13 protein-coding genes are annotated in these 15,332 nt (G+C 61.1%); 5 read left to right on the top strand and 8 right to left on the bottom strand.

Annotation, left to right across the window (positions count from 1 at the left end):
* The coding region (locus GT753_RS21285) for a transketolase C-terminal domain-containing protein (RefSeq protein WP_275430434.1) at positions 1-302 on the top strand (302 nt) is incomplete at its 5' end.
* A gap of 69 nt (positions 303-371) precedes the next feature.
* Here GT753_RS21285 and brnQ read toward each other — a convergent pair.
* From brnQ to GT753_RS21270, 3 genes are all read right to left on the bottom strand, one after another.
* Complete coding sequence (gene brnQ, locus GT753_RS21280) at positions 372-1,694, bottom strand: branched-chain amino acid transport system II carrier protein (protein ID WP_076741295.1); 1,323 nt, start codon at positions 1,692-1,694, stop codon at positions 372-374.
* A 199-nt stretch (positions 1,695-1,893) separates the two neighbouring features.
* A complete protein-coding gene (locus GT753_RS21275) occupies positions 1,894-2,775 on the bottom strand; it encodes a 2OG-Fe dioxygenase family protein (RefSeq protein WP_015379003.1) in 882 nt (293 codons plus the stop codon).
* Between the two features lie 30 nt (positions 2,776-2,805).
* Positions 2,806-3,138 (bottom strand): tRNA-binding protein, encoded by a 333-nt coding sequence (locus GT753_RS21270; RefSeq protein WP_160125928.1) that lies wholly within the window; start codon positions 3,136-3,138, stop codon positions 2,806-2,808.
* A 287-nt stretch (positions 3,139-3,425) separates the two neighbouring features.
* Between GT753_RS21270 and GT753_RS21265 the strand changes: the two genes are divergently transcribed.
* From GT753_RS21265 to GT753_RS21250, 4 genes are all read left to right on the top strand, one after another.
* On the top strand, positions 3,426-4,343 hold the full coding sequence (locus GT753_RS21265; protein WP_004931563.1) for a DMT family transporter: 918 nt from the start codon (positions 3,426-3,428) through the stop codon (positions 4,341-4,343).
* A 169-nt stretch (positions 4,344-4,512) separates the two neighbouring features.
* The gene (locus tag GT753_RS21260) at positions 4,513-5,601 is read left to right on the top strand and encodes an ABC transporter substrate-binding protein (protein WP_041922370.1); all 1,089 of its coding nucleotides are present in this window, start codon (positions 4,513-4,515) and stop codon (positions 5,599-5,601) included.
* A 78-nt stretch (positions 5,602-5,679) separates the two neighbouring features.
* Positions 5,680-7,449: an iron ABC transporter permease gene (locus tag GT753_RS21255; RefSeq protein ID WP_004931567.1), complete on the top strand. Its 1,770-nt coding sequence runs from the start codon at positions 5,680-5,682 to the stop codon at positions 7,447-7,449.
* Complete coding sequence (locus GT753_RS21250; RefSeq protein WP_015379001.1) at positions 7,442-8,512, top strand: ABC transporter ATP-binding protein; 1,071 nt, start codon at positions 7,442-7,444, stop codon at positions 8,510-8,512. The genes GT753_RS21255 and GT753_RS21250 overlap by 8 nt, the downstream gene beginning before the upstream one ends.
* Before the next feature lie 30 nt (positions 8,513-8,542).
* Here the strand turns inward: GT753_RS21250 and GT753_RS21245 are convergent, their stop codons facing one another.
* The 5 genes from GT753_RS21245 to GT753_RS21225 form a co-directional block, all read right to left on the bottom strand.
* Positions 8,543-9,508, bottom strand: coding sequence for a PDR/VanB family oxidoreductase (locus tag GT753_RS21245; RefSeq protein ID WP_076741296.1), 966 nt, complete (start codon positions 9,506-9,508; stop codon positions 8,543-8,545).
* A gap of 41 nt (positions 9,509-9,549) precedes the next feature.
* Entirely contained in the window at positions 9,550-10,998 is a 1,449-nt protein-coding gene (locus GT753_RS21240; protein WP_160125927.1) for an NAD-dependent succinate-semialdehyde dehydrogenase, read from the bottom strand.
* A gap of 45 nt (positions 10,999-11,043) precedes the next feature.
* The gene (locus tag GT753_RS21235; protein ID WP_015378998.1) at positions 11,044-12,168 is read right to left on the bottom strand and encodes an aromatic ring-hydroxylating dioxygenase subunit alpha; all 1,125 of its coding nucleotides are present in this window, start codon (positions 12,166-12,168) and stop codon (positions 11,044-11,046) included.
* Positions 12,169-12,194: 26 nt separating this feature from the next.
* Positions 12,195-13,805: a BCCT family transporter gene (locus tag GT753_RS21230; RefSeq protein ID WP_021505733.1), complete on the bottom strand. Its 1,611-nt coding sequence runs from the start codon at positions 13,803-13,805 to the stop codon at positions 12,195-12,197.
* Between the two features lie 364 nt (positions 13,806-14,169).
* Positions 14,170-15,255: a tartrate dehydrogenase gene (locus GT753_RS21225; protein WP_004931578.1), complete on the bottom strand. Its 1,086-nt coding sequence runs from the start codon at positions 15,253-15,255 to the stop codon at positions 14,170-14,172.
* Between the last annotated feature and the right edge of the window lie 77 nt (positions 15,256-15,332).

Raw genomic sequence — 15,332 nt, 5'->3', positions numbered from 1 at the left:
TGGAAGCGGCGGACAAACTGACCGCGGCGGGCCGCAAGGTGCGCGTGGTGTCGATGCCGTCGACCGACGCGTTCGACAAGCAGGATGCGGCGTACCGTGAGTCGGTGCTGCCGGCGGCGGTGACGGCACGTGTGGCGGTGGAAGCGGGTATCGCGGACTACTGGTACAAGTACGTGGGCCTGAACGGCGCCATCGTGGGCATGACCACCTTCGGTGAGTCGGCGCCGGCGGAGCAGCTGTTCGCCGAGTTCGGCTTCACCGTGGACAACGTGGTGGCGAAGGCGCAGGCGCTGCTGAAGTAAGCCGCCGGGCGCAAGCCGATAAAAAAGCCGGTCATCATGACCGGCTTTTTTTATGGGCGGAAATCGCGATTACGACGCGGCCTTGACGCTTTCGGCGCTGCGCAACCGGTCGTAAGCCGCCGCCAGCAACAGCACCAACAGCGTAGGCTGCAGCCAGACCAGACCCTGCTCGGCCAGCGGCAGCTTATCGAACCAGGCGGGCAGCAGGCCGCTGAAGCTGGAAGCCTTCAGGCCATCGGCCAGGCCGAACACCAGGCTGGTGGCGATCACCGGCGCGAAGACGCGCCTGGCGCTGCGCCAGCGGTTCTGGCTGAAGCTGAGCAACACCAGCGCGATGCAGGGCGGGTAGATCGCCGTCAGCACCGGCAGTGAGACGCGGATCAGATTGGCCAGCCCCATGTTGGAAACCAGCATGGCGAAGAGGGCGAGGATGACCACCAGCGCGCGATAAGAGAGCGGCAGGTAGCGTGAGAAAAAGTCCGCGCAGGCGCAGGTCATGCCAACCGCCGTTACCAGGCAGGCGATGAACATCAGCACCGCCATAAAGACGCTGCCCAGATCGCCGAAGGTGTGCTGTACATAGGCGTGCAGGATTGCCGCGCCATCCTGAGCGCCATTCTCGAGCAGGCTGCCGCTGCCGGCGCCGAGCTTGAACATGCAGATATAGACCAGCGTCAGGCCGACGCCGGCGATCAGGCTGGCCCACAGGGTGTAGCGCAGCAGCAACCCGCTATCGCTGACGCCGCGCGAGCGGGCGGCGGTAACGATAATCGAACCGAACATCAGCGCCGACAGCGTGTCCATGGTTTGATAACCCTGTACGAAGCCGGTGGAAAACGCCGCGGCCTGATAGCTGCCGACGGCGGAGAGCGGCGCGCCTGCGGGCCAGATCAGGGCGGCGATGCCGAGCGCGGCCAGCGCCAGAATTTTCAGCGGCGCCAGAATATGGCCGACGTTATCGAGCAACCGTCCGGGATATAGCGACACAATCATCGCCAGGGTAAAGAACAGCAGGCTGTAGATGAACTGCGGCAGGGCGCCGTCGCCGGTGAAAGGCGCAATGCCGAGGGCGAAAGAGACATTGGCGGTTCGCGGCGTGGCGAACAGCGGGCCGAGCGCCAGATAGCAGACGGTCGCCAGCAGCAGGCCGGCGGTGCGGCCGATAGGGCCGGTAAGCAGGCTGATGCTGCCGCCGACGCGCGCCAACGCGATCACGGCGATCACCGGCAGGGCGACGGCGGTCACCATAAACCCGAGGGCGGCCGGCCACAGATGTTCGCCGGACTGCAGCCCCACCAGCGGCGGGAAAATGATGTTGCCGGCGCCGACAAACAGGGCAAAGGTCATAAAGCCCAGGGCGATAATGTCTTTCGGGGATAAACTCTTGGTCATAACGGTATGGCACTGCCTGTATTCATGAAATAAACGGCCCGCCTGCAGAGGGCTGGCGCGTGGGGCAGCGAGCGCCCGCAAAAATTTTCGTCCGGCAGGATATAATAATTCGGCGACAAAAACCTGATTAATCCAGCGCTGTTTATCCTGGCGTGAACCGGCCGCACAGAGGGATCATGGCGGCCGGCCCGGCAGCGCGTTAGCTCGCACGCGCCACCATGTCTATCGACAGCGGGATTTCGATATGCGGTTTAAAAGAGTCGTACGCGAAAGAGACGTGGCCGTCTTCGACCGGTTTGCGGGTGAAAAAGATCAGCATATCGCGGGTTGAATCCTTACGTTTGTCCTGCGCTTTCACCGGAGAGAGGCTGTGTTTGCGCTCGTGGTCGACAATCAGCAGGGTGTCGAGGAAATGCCGATGCTGTATTTCGCCCAAAATCCATTCCGGCCGGGCCCGATCGAATTTGATCCCGCTGGTTTCGCGCATATCGTGAATAAAGGTCTTGGCGCTGTCGTCGGTCATGTTGTCGCAGCCGAGGAAGGTTGTCATGGTGTGGTCGACGCCGTCGCTGTGCACACCTTCCAGCGCCGGTTCGCCCAGCATCTGCGGCGTGGTGACGGTGCGCAGGTTGAATACGGTGCAGACGAACTTGTTGATCTTCTGATTAAGCCGGGGGCGCGGCGTCACGCCCACGCCATCGATCACGTAGGCTTTGAATTTCATCAGCGCCTGAAAGGCCGTATTCAACTGCAGATCGTCGTTGATGCCGCGGAAATGACGCACCTTTCCTGAATCGTAGCGGATGAAGTCTTCCTCGACCGAGAGCACGAAAGGCTGGAACTCCAGCCGCTCAATCCGGGCGCGATCGAAGTCGAAACAGAAACGGCCGTTTCTGGACTTGCGGAAAGGCAGCGTGGGATCATCCGCCAGATTGGCGCTGACCTGCTGCAGCCTGGCGAAATCTTCCGGCCGCGCGCCCAGCGCCAGCAGGATTGCCTGCATGGTAGCGCCGGGGATAAAGGCTGAACGGTGTTCCTGGTATGCCTTCTTAACTTCATCAAGCAGAGATAACTGTCGCATTTCTCGGTGGCCTCACGAATGATGGGGCGGTTATAAAATCTTGCTGCCGATCTCCACGTCGAAATCGGGTTTCAGCAAGACGGTGCCTTGATCCCTGGTGACCGCGGCAAGAACCAGCACTTCGGATTTAAGTCCGGCAACCCGCCTGGCGGGGAAATTAACGACGGAGATGACTTTTCTGCCAAGCAGGTCATCTTCCTGATAGTTTTCGCATAATTGTGCCGAGCTATTTTTAATGCCAATTTCCTCGCCGAAATCAATGCGCAGTTTATAGGCGGGTTTTAACGCCTTGTCGTTATATTCCACGGAAATAATTTCGCCAATACGCATATCCAGTTTCATAAAATCAGTGATTTCGGCCATGAGTCAGTCCCGTTAATTAAATGGCTTCAGAAAGGCTAGCAAAGGGGAATTATCCCGACAATGTCGCCAAGAGGGGAATATTTATACCCGATGTAGCAATTAATTTACATTGTCGTAACGTAGCGTAATTAATTATAAGCTTGATGAATTATATGAAATTGAAACTTCATTATTCACCGGTAATTATGTGCACCATCTGAACTTGGGCGTCCGCTCGGCACTGTTAAGCCCGTGTTAAATTGGTTAGTATGCCTTCATTCATCAACCGCATTCTTTCAGGTAGTGATATGGAAATAACCCCGCGTGAAAAACGCGATCGGCGAAAGGCATTTATCGCGCCGTTTTTCCTGATATTAATTTGGTCGACGGGTTTTATTGCCGCGCGGGCGGTGGCGGATCATGCCGATCCCAACCTTTTCCTGACCTTTCGCTTTTTGATCGCCGCCGCGGTATTCGCTTTGCTGGCATTGCACTGCGCCTGGCCCAAGGGGCGGCAGTTCGTGATGCACCTGCTGACCGGCATGTTGATGAATGGCGTTTATCTCGCTGCAAGCTGGTGGGCGGTAGCGAACGGCCTGGCGGCCGGGGTGATGTCGCTGATCGGCGGCTTGCAGCCGCTGTTCACCGCGCTGATTTTCGCGTTGGTGCTGCGCAAATCGATAGGGTTACGCTCCTGGGCCGGGCTGGCGATCGGCTTTATCGGCGTTGCGCTGGTGCTTTCTCCCCGGCTGACCGGCATTGATGTCGGCAATATGGCGCTGTTGCCGATCCTGATGGGGTTTGGCAGCATCGTCGCGCTGACGATCGGCATCATGGTGCAGAAGTCTTCGCTGGCGGCGGCCGATCTGCGGGCGGCGGGCGCCATTCAGCACCTCGGCGCGGCGATCGTGACCGGCGCGTTGGCGGCCGTGATGGGCTCCGGCGCCTGGGACAATTCGCCGACGCTGTGGTTCTCGCTGCTGTGGTCGGCCGGCGTGTTGTCGCTGGGCGGCACCGCGCTGTTCATCTGGATGGTGCGCCACGGCGATTTGACTCGTATTACCGCGCTGATGCTGCTGGTGCCGCCGGCGGCAGCGCTGCAGGCTTATGCGCTGTTTGGCGAGGCGCTGTCGCTGGTGCAGTTGGCGGGGTTTGCCCTGACCCTGCTGGGGGTCGCCATCGTACAGCGAATTCGCCTGCTGCGGCGTTCTCGCCTGGCCGAATAGTTTGCGACTGGAAGTGCCGTAAAGCCCGCGCTGCCGGGCTTTTTTATTGGCTGAAAAACGTCCAACCTCACAAAACCGAAAGATAACAAAGCAACGCCGTTGCTACGTCTCAGTTATTAACTATATGTTAATTTTTGGTTTATTAAATGTGATCAGGGGATGGATGATGATGATGAAAAAAATCAGCGCGACCGTAGCGGCAATCACCTTGCTGGGCTCCGTGTCCGCCTATGCGGCCTTCCCGGCGGGCTACCCCGCCGACTATCAGAAACTGGTCGACGGCGCGAAGAAAGAAGGCAAGGTGGTGATTTACTCGACCACCGACACCAAGGCGGCGGCGCCGTTGATCCAGGGGTTTGAGGCGTTGTATCCGGGCATCAAGGTCGAATACAACGACATGAACAGCACCGAACTGTATAACCGCTTTATCAGCGAGCAGGCGGCCGGCGGCACCAGCGGCGACGTGGTGTGGAGCTCGTCGATGGACACCATTTTGAAACTGGCGGGCGATTACGCGCAGGAATATGCCTCCCCCGAGCAGGCTCAGCTGCCGAAATGGGCGGTATGGCAAGAGAAGGTGTATGGCACCACCTACGAGCCGGTGGTGTTTATCTATAACAAACGCCTGATCCCGCAAGGCGATGTGCCGGATTCGCATGCGGCGCTGGCCAAGCTTATCGCCGGCCAGACGGACAAATTCAAGAAGAAAGTCACCACCTACGACATCGAAAAATCCGGCGTCGGCTTCATGCTGTCGGTGCAGGACTTCAAGGCCGATCCTAACTACTTCAAAACGCTGGCCGATGTGGCCAAGGGCGGGTTGGCGGTGCAATCCTCCACCGGCACCATGATGGAACGCGTTTCCTCCGGTGAAAACCTGATCGGCTTCAATATCCTCGGTTCGTACGCCGAGGCTCGCGCCAAGAGCGACCCGTCGCTCGGCATTGTCTATCCGAAAGACTACACCCTGGTGCTGTCGCGCGTGAGCTTCATCAGCAAAGAGGCCGGCAACCCTAACGCCGCCAAGCTGTGGTTCGACTACGTGCTGTCGGAGAAAGGGCAAAATATTCTCGCCAATCAGGCGGATATCCCCTCGATCCGCAACGACATCGAAGGCAAGAACGACATCGATGGCATGACCAAGCTGTTGGGTAACGCGCTCAAGCCGATCCCGGTCGATGACAGCCTGCTGGAATATCTGCAGCCGGCCAAGCGTCTCGACTACATCAAACAATGGCGCGCCGCCGCGGCGAAATAACAGGGACTGCATTCGGACGCGCGCCTGTCGCACGGGCGCGCGCCCTTTGGTCGTCGTTTACAACCATAGGGAGCATTTATGCAAGCATGGCGCAGAAAGTGGCAGAGCCTGCCGCGCGGCCTGGTGGTGTTGATAACCGCGCTGGTTATCTATGTCCCCCTGTCGTTTATCATCATTCAAAGCTTCCTCTCGGCACCGTTTTTCTCTCCTTCCAAGGTCTTCAGCCTTGAGGCCTTCGAGTTCATCTTTACCGACCCGGATTTCTACAAAGCCCTGAAAAGCGGATTTATTCTGGCATTCGGCCTGGTGATTATCGCCATCCCGCTCGGCGGTATTTTGGCCTTCCTGATGGTGCGCACCGATCTGCCGGGGCGGCGAATCATCGAACCGCTGATTCTGGTGCCGATCTTCGTGTCGCCGATGGTGCTGGGTTTCGGTTACGTGGTGGCGGCGGGGCCGGTAGGCTTCTTCTCGCTGTGGGCGGAGGCGCTGCTGGGCTTCGTGCCGTGGAACATCTACTCAATGGCCAGCATCGTGGTGATAGCCGGATTGACGCACGTGCCCCACGCCTACCTGTACATCTCCTCGGCGCTGCGCAGCGTGGGCTCCGACGTTGAAGAAGCGGCGCGCACCGCCGGCGCCACACCGCTGCAGGTGATGACCGCCGTCAGTCTGCCGATGGTGCGGCCGTCTATCTTGTACGCCGGGGTGCTGCTGTTCTTCCTCGGGCTGGAAGTGTTCGGCCTGATGCTGGTGCTGGGCGATCCGGAAGGCAACCTGGTGCTGGCGACCTACCTGTACCAGTTGACCAACAAGCTGGGCACGCCGTCTTACCATCTGATGGCGGCGGTGGCGGTGGTGCTGATTTGCATCACTATTCCGTTGGTGATGCTGCAGCGCCGGCTGATGCGCACCGCCAACCGCTTTGTCACCGTCAAGGGCAAAGCCTCGCAGGCCCGCGCGCTGCCGCTGGGTAAATGGCGCTGGGTGGCCGGCGCGGTGGTGGTGTTCTGGCTGACCGTGACCATCGGCGTGCCGCTGATCGGCGTGGTGCTGCGCGCCTTTATCTCCAACTGGGGCGTGGGCGTGTCTGTCTGGGACGAACTGTCGATCAACACCTTTCGCACCATCTGGGCGCAGCCCAACCTGCTGCGCGCCATCGTCAACTCGATGGCGATCGGGGTGATCGGCGGGGCGCTGGCGGTGGCGTGCTACCTGTTTATCGGCATCGCGATGCACCGCAAGCCGGATGGCGCCACTCGCTTCCTCGACTACAGCGTGCTGGTGCCGCGCGCGGTGCCGGGGCTGCTGGCCGGTCTGGCATTCCTGTGGGTGTTCCTGTTCCTGCCGATGTGGCTGGACAAATCGCTCAAGGAAGGCTGGCTGTCGGCGTTGCCGATGGCCGAATGGCTGCGTGCTAACTGGATTGTCTGGCTGCGTTCGCTGCGCAGCACCATATTCAGCGTCTGGCTGGCCTACACCGTGGTGTGGATGGCCTACGGCCTGCGGCTGATCTCTTCCACGTTGCTGCAGGTGGGGCCGGAGCTGGAAGAGGCGGCGCGCAGCGCCGGCGCCAGCCGCGGCCAGATCACCCGCCACGTCACCATTCCGCTGTCGCGCTATGGCCTGATCGGCTCCTGGCTGCTGATGTTCCTGATTTTTGAACGCGAATATTCCACCGGGGTGTATCTGCTGTCTCCGGGCACGGAAACCATCGGCTCGATGCTGGTTTCTCTGTGGGCCGCGGGCGCTATCGATATCGTCGCCGCGCTGTCGTTCATCAATATTCTGCTGGTGGTGCTGGGGCTGGGGATCGCCTTGCGCTTTGGAGTGAAATTACATGATTGAACTTTCGGTAGAGAATCTGCATTTGACCTATGGCGACAACCCGGTGCTGAAAGGGGTGTCGATGGATCTGAAACGGGGCGAAGTGGTCTCGCTGCTGGGCCCGTCGGGCAGTGGCAAAACCACGCTGCTGCGGGCGGTGGCCGGGCTGGAGAAACCGAGCCAGGGGCGGATCGTCATCGGCAACAGCGCGGTGTACAACGGCAGCGCGCGCAGCGAAATTCCCGCCGAAGAGCGCAACCTGGGGCTGGTGTTTCAGTCCTATGCCCTGTGGCCGCATAAAACAGTGTTTGAGAACGTCGCTTACCCGCTGAAGCTGCGTAAGACCGGCTCGGCGGAAATCGCCCAGCGAGTGCAGGCGGTACTGGATCAGCTCGGGTTGGGGCATCTGGCCAAGCGGCACCCGCACCAGCTTTCCGGCGGCCAGCAGCAGCGCGTGGCGATCGGGCGTGCGCTGGTCTACAACCCGCCGGTGATCCTGCTGGATGAGCCGCTGTCCAACCTCGACGCCAAGCTGCGCGAAGAGGCGCGGGTATTCCTGCGCGAGCTGATCATCAAGCTCGGTCTGTCGGCGCTGATGGTGACTCACGATCAGAACGAGGCGATGGCCATTTCCGATCGCATCCTGCTGCTCAATAACGGCAAAATCGAACAGCAGGGCACGCCGCAGGAGATGTACGGCTCGCCCACCACGCTGTTCACCGCCGAGTTCATGGGCAGCAACAACCGCTTGCCGGGCAAGATCGTGGCGCTGGAAGGCGACCGGGCGCGCATCGAAGGCAAGGATTGGGCGCTGTGGGGCAAAGCGGGCGCCGGCGTGCAGGTCGGGCAGGAGGGCACGGCGGTGATCCGCGTGGAGCGCGTGCAGTTGGGCGAAGATCCGCAGGGCAACCAGCTTGAGCTGCCGTTGCTGACCAGCATGTATCTTGGCGATCGCTGGGAATACCTGTTCCGCACCGTGGCCGAAGACTTCGTGGTGCGCGCCTATGGGCATGAGGCGCGCGATCGGGCGCTGTGCCGGCTCTCCCTGCCGGCCGAGCATCTGTGGATATTCCCGAAAGCCTAACCAGGACGCCCGCCGATGCGGGCGCTCCTTTTACAAATCCAGCACCAGCCGGCTGCCTTTGGCGCGCGAGCAGCAAATCAACAGGGTTTGCTGCGCCGCGCGTTCTTCGTCGCTGAGATACTGATCGCGGTGGTCGGCTTCCCCCTCGACGATGCGGGTTTCGCAGGTGCCGCAAATGCCTTCGCGGCACAGGCACTCGACCCTGGCTGCCTTGCTGTTTTCCAGCGCCTGCAGGATGGTCATGTCTTCCGCCACTTCAAGTTCAATACCCGATCGAGCCAGCACCAGCGTAAAGGCGCCGCCCGCCGTGTCTTCGGCGGCAAAGGCTTCGCTGTGTAAACGCGCGGCATCGATACCCCGTTCGGCGGCGATCCGGTAGACCGCTTCGTTCAGCGCCGCCGGGCCGCAGACGTAGATATGGGCGCCGGGTTCCACGTCGGCCAGCGTGCGCGCCAGATCCAACCGGCCGCCAAGGCTGGAGACATGGCAACTGACGTTGTCTGCGAACGGCGCTTGCATCAGCTGCTGCTGGAAGGCGTTGTGCTCTTCACTGTGGAAGCAGTAGTGCAGATGGTAGCGTTGGCCGCTGCGTTGCAGCTCATGCAGATGGGCCATAAACGGCGTGATGCCGATGCCGCCGGCGATCAGCACGTGATGTTGCGCTTCCGGCGCCAGCGCGAACAGGTTATTCGGGGTGCTGATGGTCAGCGTATCACCGATCGCCAGCCGATCGTGCATGAAGTCGGAACCGCCTTTGGAAGGGGACTCACGGCGCACGGCGATCTGGTAACGGTCGAGCTCGAACGGTGAACTGAGCAGCGAATAGGCGTTGCTGTAGCGCTGCTCGCCGTCCTGCATTTGCACGATGATGTGGCTGCCGCCGCTGAAGGCGGGCAGTGGCCGGCCTTGCGGATCCGCCAGGGTAAAGCGCTTGACCTGTGCGGTGACGGTTTCGATGTCGACGACGCGAACATCAAGCATCTGATAGCTGGTCATTCATTGGCTCCAAAGCGCGGGCGTCCCCGCGCATAAAAAAGTTATACCGCCTGGCACAGGTATTTGAGCTCCAGATAGTCTTCGATGCCGTATTCGGAGCCTTCACGCCCCAGGCCTGACTGTTTCACTCCGCCGAACGGCGCCACCTCGTTGGAGATAAGCCCGGTATTGATGCCGACCATGCCGTACTCCATCCGCTCCGAAACGCGCCAGATGCGCGCCGCATCGCGGGTGTAGAAGTAGGCGGCCAATCCGTAGATGGTGTCGTTGGCCTGGCGGATCGCCTCGGCTTCGTCATCGAATATCACCAGCGGCGCGACCGGGCCGAAGATCTCTTCTTCCAGCAGCAGCGAGCCGGGCTGTACGTCGCCCAGCACCGTCGGGGTGAAGAAGTTGCCGCCCAGCGTGTGCGGCGTAGCGCCGGTCAGCACCTGGGCGCCTTTGCTCAGCGCATCATCGAGTAGCTCCAGCACCTTGTCGCGCGCCTTGCGGTTGATCAGCGGGCCTATTTGCACGCCCGGTTCGAAACCGTTGCCGACCTGCAGCGCCGCTACCCGGGCGACAAATTTTTCGGCGAACTGGGCGTAAACGCCGCGCTGTATGTAGAACCGGTTGACGCACACGCAGGTCTGCCCGGCGTTGCGGTATTTGGCGATCAGCGCGCCTTCCACCGCGGCATCGATGTCTGCATCGTCAAACACGATGAACGGCGCGTTGCCGCCCAGTTCCAGCGACACCTTCTTGATGGTGTCCGAGCTCTGGCGCATCAGCAGCCTGCCCACCGGCGTGGAGCCGGTAAAGCTGAGTTTGCGCACCTGCGGGTGGCGGGTCAGCTCGGCGCCGATCGCCTGCGAGTTGCCGGTCACTACGTTGAACACCCCGGCGGGAATGCCGGCGCGCTCGGCCAACTCGGCCATCGCCAGCGCCGAATAAGGGGTTTCGTTGGCGGGTTTGACCACCAGCGTACAGCCGGCCGCCAGGGCCGGTGCGGCCTTGCGGGTGATCATCGCCGCCGGGAAGTTCCAGGGCGTGATCGCCGCGCACACGCCGATGCCCTGCTTCAGCACCATCAGGCGTTTATCGCTGCTCGGCGAAGGAATGATGTCGCCATTGGTGCGCTTGGCCTGTTCGGCGAACCATTCGATAAAGGAGGCGGCGTAGCGGATTTCGCCCAGCGATTCCGCCAGCGGTTTGCCTTGCTCCAGCGTCATCAGGCTGGCCAGATCCTGCTGGTGTTCCAGCATCAGTTCGAACCAGCGGCGCAGCAGCTGCGCGCGCTGTTGCGCCGGCAGCGCGCGCCAGCCTTCCAGCGCCTGCTGGGCGGCGTCGATCGCCGATTGGGTTTCGGCCGTCGCCATGTTGGGCACGCTGCCGATGAGTTGGCCGGTGGCGGGATCGCTCACCGGCAGGGTTTCCTGGTTGTCGGCGTCGCGCCATTGGCCGTTGATGTAGGCCTGTTGGCGGAATAGCGCCCGATCGGAAATATTCACGAGAACCTCACAAGTCAGGGGAAGGGGCCCTTGGGCCCCGTCGCATCAGGGTTGATAAACCTGCGCCAGCAGGTTGTGGAAGTGGGCGATGCCGTGCTCGCTGACGCCGCTGCCAGCGCCGTCGGCCATGATGCGCCCCTGGCCGCGATAGCCGCGCGATTTGAGGCCTTTTTGCACGCTCTCCACCAGCCGCAAATCTTCCGGGCGGAACACGTCGCGGTACCAGTCGATCAGTTTGAGCTGTTCGTCGCTCAAATCGGCGTTGGTGAAGTAAATGTCGTAGTGCTGCAGGGTGGTTTCCGCATCAACCGGGAACTCATAGATCACCGTCATCATGCCTTCCAGCGGCGGCATGTTGAACATGGTGCACGGCCACAGCCAGATGCCGTGGAAGCTGGCTTCTTTACCCTCTTCAAACTTGAACGACTGCTCGGAAGGGCGGGCGTAGCCGAACTGCAGCGTCCAGTTGCCGTGCAGGGTGTGCCAGTAGCGGTCGACCTGCACCGAGTCGGCGAAGCCGGGGTGCGCCGGGCCGCAGTGGTAGCACTCGAGGTAGTTGTCGACGATGTTCTTCCAGTTGGCCGGGGTGCGGGTGACGAAGCGCGCCGCCAGCTTGAGATCGTCGACCTGCGGGCAGGCCTCGCGCACTTTGGCGCCGAGGCCCGGCAGCTGGTCTTCCACCGTGCCGGCCTGCGAGTCCAGATTGACGTAAATAAACCCGGCGTACTCTTCGACCCGCACCGGCACCAGATGCGAGTTTTCCTTATCGAAGTTCTGCACGTTTTCGCAGTTGCGCGCGTGCGCCAGTTCGCCGTCCAGCTTGAACGCCCAGGCGTGATAAGGGCAGGTGATGACGTTTTTCGCCCGGCCGTCGCCCGCCAGCAGCTGGTGGCCGCGGTGCGGGCAGACGTTGTAAAAGGCGCGCAGTACTTTGTCGCGGCCGCGCACCACCAGAATGTTTTCACCGATGATCTCGCGGGTGATGTAGTCGTTCGGTTGGGCGAGCTCGCTGCGGTGCGCCACGCAGATCCAACTGGTGGCGAACACCTGCTCTTTCTCGTGCTCGAACGCTGCCTGGTGGGTATAGAACCGGGCCGGAATGGTGTAAGCCTCGCGGGCGTCGGCGCAGAAATCTTTCGGTAAGGTAAATTCAGGGATCAGAGTGCTCATAAGTTAACCTTCCTCTTTTCTTATTGTCATTTCGCCATAGGGCGCGGTTGATACGACGATGGAGCGGAGAGTTCGGCGGCCGGCGGCGCGTCTGGCAGCGCCGGTGGGCTGCTTTCGATCAGGTGCGCCGGGATGGCCGCGTAGTCCTGTTTCAGCCAGCGGGCAAAGCCGTAGGTTTTCACCAGCAGCACCAGCAGGAACGGCAGCGCGGTCAGGATCACCGTGGTTTTCATGGTGTCCAGCGAGGCGCCGGTAAACAGGATCGACAGCGGGATCAGGGTGATCACTACGCACCAGAACAGGCGCAGCATCGGGCTGGGATCTTGCCCCTCCTGCAGGTTGCGGGTGCTGGTGGCGGCCATGGTGTAGGCCACGGCGTCCATGTGCGAGGCCAGGAAAATGATCATGATGAACAGATAGGCGGCCAGGAACAGCTTGCCGAGCGGCAGCGCTGTCAGCAGCATCTGCACGGCGGTTTCGCCGCCCTGGGTGCTGAGGATCTCCGGCACGTTGAGCTGCCCGCTGATGAACTGGTGCATGGCGTAGCTTTCCAGCGAACCGAAGAAGAACCAGCAGCCGAGGGTGCTGCCGAGCAGCAGCGCCCAGATCACTTCTTTAATCTTGCGGCCGCGCGAGACGCGGGTGACGAACATCGCCACGCCCGGGGTATAGGAGATCCACCACAGCCAGTAGAACACCGTCCAGCTGCGGCTGAAGCTGCCGTCGCCCATCGGGTCGGTGAACAGGCTCATCTGCAGGAAGTTTTGCGCCGTCAGGCCGATGGCGTTGATGGTGTTGTTGATGGTGAACTCGGTGGGGCCGACCAGCAGCACCAGCCCGGCGAAGGCGAAGGCGCCCCAGCCGACCATTTTGCTCAGGCGCTGCATGCCGCCGTCGATGCCGATGTAAGAGCTGAGACAGAAGATCACTGCCGCCAGCAGGATCACCGTCGCCTGTACCGTGAAGTTATCCGGGATGCCGGTCAACGCCGTCAGCCCGCGGGTAAAGGTGGAGGCGGTCAGCACCAGCGAAATGGTGAGGGCGCCGACGGTGGCGACCAGGAAAATCAGATCCACCATCCGCCCGATCGGGCCGTTGGCACGCACGCCGGTGATGGCGGCAATGATCCCCGACAGGCTGAGCCCTTTGTTCTTACGCACGTGGAAGTGGTAGGCCATGATCAGCGAGGCGAGGGCGTAGGTCGCCCAGGCGCTCAGGCCCCAGTGGAAGAAGGAGTAGCTGATGCTGTATTCCAGCGCCTTTGGGGTGCGCGGCGCGATGTTCAGCCCCGGCGTCTGGTAATAATACGCCCATTCCATCACCCCCCAGTACAGGGTGGACGAGCCCAGGCCGGCGCAGATGAACATGAACAGCCAGGCCAGCGTGGAGTATTGCGGTTTGCCTTCGCCGAGGCGGATGTTGCCGTATTTGCTCAACGCCAGATACAGCACCACCAGCAGGGCGATCAGCACCAGGATTTGAATGGTTGAACCGAACAGCCGGGTGACGCCGTTGAAAATGGTGTTGGCGATAAGCGCGGATTGAGCCGGAAAGAGCATCAGGCAAAGGGCGATCAGCGCAATACTGCACAGGCTGATGGCGATGAGCGTGACATCCTTTTTAGGGGTGCTCTGCATGGGAGTGAACTCCTGTTATCGGTGGTGGGCCGGTGCGCGAAGCGTAGGGCGCGCCCGGGCCTTGTTGGTTTGAACCCTTTGTTTTGTTACACCGCGAGGAGCAAACGCCCCGACAGAACGCCACCGGAAATGTTTACTCTTCATTAACATTTTTGAGTGTGCACAAATTACAGGAGGGCCACAATTAGGGCATCTGTAAAAGGATAAAACACAGTATGTAAACAATTTGTTGTGATCTTGACCGGGGTATTGGCGTGCTTTCTGCGGTGATTTTCAGCGGATTTGCGGCGGCGATCGAAGCGGAAAAACGGACGTGGCAAAGCAGGGCGCGAAAGGGCGCCCTGCGCAGGAAAATCAACGGCGTTTAGCGTTGCAGCAGGGCGGCGATCGCCTGGCCGACTTGCTGGGTGGAGGCGTCGCCGCGCATGTCCGGCGTGCGCGGCCCGTCGGCGATAATGCGCTCAATCGCCTGCAGGATGCCGTCGTGCGCCTGGCGGTAGCGGGCATCGCCGTCGCCGAGGAAGTCCAGCATCATCGCGCCGCTCCAGATCATGGCGATCGGGTTGGCGATGTTTTTGCCGAAAATGTCCGGCGCCGAGCCGTGTACCGGCTCGAACAGCGACGGGAAGTTGCGTTCCGGGTTCAGGTTGGCCGACGGCGCGATGCCGATGGTGCCGGTACAGGCCGGGCCGAGATCCGACAGGATATCGCCGAACAGGTTGGAGGCGACCACCACGTCGAAGCGTTCGGGGTTCAGCACGAAGCGCGCGCACAGAATATCGATGTGCTGTTTATCCCAGGCGATATCAGGGTATTGGCGCGCCATCTCCGCCACGCGCTCATCCCAGTACGGCATGCTGATGGCCATGCCGTTGGACTTGGTGGCGGCGGTCAGACGCTTGCGCGGGCGCTGCTGCGCCAGCTCAAAGGCGTACTTGAGGATGCGGTCCACGCCCTGACGGGTGAACACCGATTCCTGGATCACCATCTCGCGTTCGGTGCCTTCGAACATCCGTCCGCCGAGCGAGGAGTATTCCCCTTCGGTATTTTCGCGCACCACGTAGAAATCGATGTCTCCCGGCTGCTTGTTCGCCAGCGGGCAGGGCACGCCGGGAAACAGTCGCACCGGGCGCAGGTTGACGTATTGCTCGAAGTCGCGGCGAAATTTAAGCAGTGAACCCCACAGCGAAATGTGGTCGGGCACCGTGTCCGGCCAGCCGACGGCGCCGAAATAGATGGCGTCGAAGCCCTTGAGCTGCTCAAACCAATCGTCCGGCATCATCTGGCCGTGGTGCTGGTAGTAGTCGCAGCTGGCCCACTCGAAGGTGTCGAATTCCAACGACAGATCCCAGCGCGCCGCCGCCGCCTGCAATACCCGTATGCCTTCCGGCAACACTTCCCGTCCGATACCGTCCCCGGGGATAGCGGCAATCTTGTAAGTTTTGCTCATACAGAGGTCTCATTTGTAGGTAGGGGAGATTGACAACACTCTTATCCTATAATTGACTAACTGTTAATCAATCGCGA

It is taken from the genome of Serratia sp. Z4 (assembly GCF_009900725.1).
Classification (GTDB): Bacteria; Pseudomonadota; Gammaproteobacteria; order Enterobacterales; family Enterobacteriaceae; genus Serratia; species Serratia nematodiphila.
This window is presented reverse-complemented; position numbering and strand designations above follow the sequence as displayed.

Coding starts and splice junctions, on each gene's coding strand:
- brnQ (WP_076741295.1), bottom strand. CDS start 1,694: ATGACCAAGAGTTTATCCCCGAAAGACATTATCGCCCTGGGCTTTATG.
- GT753_RS21275 (WP_015379003.1), bottom strand. CDS start 2,775: ATGCGACAGTTATCTCTGCTTGATGAAGTTAAGAAGGCATACCAGGAA.
- GT753_RS21270 (WP_160125928.1), bottom strand. CDS start 3,138: ATGGCCGAAATCACTGATTTTATGAAACTGGATATGCGTATTGGCGAA.
- GT753_RS21265 (WP_004931563.1), top strand. CDS start 3,426: ATGGAAATAACCCCGCGTGAAAAACGCGATCGGCGAAAGGCATTTATC.
- GT753_RS21260 (WP_041922370.1), top strand. CDS start 4,513: ATGATGAAAAAAATCAGCGCGACCGTAGCGGCAATCACCTTGCTGGGC.
- GT753_RS21255 (WP_004931567.1), top strand. CDS start 5,680: ATGCAAGCATGGCGCAGAAAGTGGCAGAGCCTGCCGCGCGGCCTGGTG.
- GT753_RS21250 (WP_015379001.1), top strand. CDS start 7,442: ATGATTGAACTTTCGGTAGAGAATCTGCATTTGACCTATGGCGACAAC.
- GT753_RS21245 (WP_076741296.1), bottom strand. CDS start 9,508: ATGACCAGCTATCAGATGCTTGATGTTCGCGTCGTCGACATCGAAACC.
- GT753_RS21235 (WP_015378998.1), bottom strand. CDS start 12,168: ATGAGCACTCTGATCCCTGAATTTACCTTACCGAAAGATTTCTGCGCC.
- GT753_RS21230 (WP_021505733.1), bottom strand. CDS start 13,805: ATGCAGAGCACCCCTAAAAAGGATGTCACGCTCATCGCCATCAGCCTG.
- GT753_RS21225 (WP_004931578.1), bottom strand. CDS start 15,255: ATGAGCAAAACTTACAAGATTGCCGCTATCCCCGGGGACGGTATCGGA.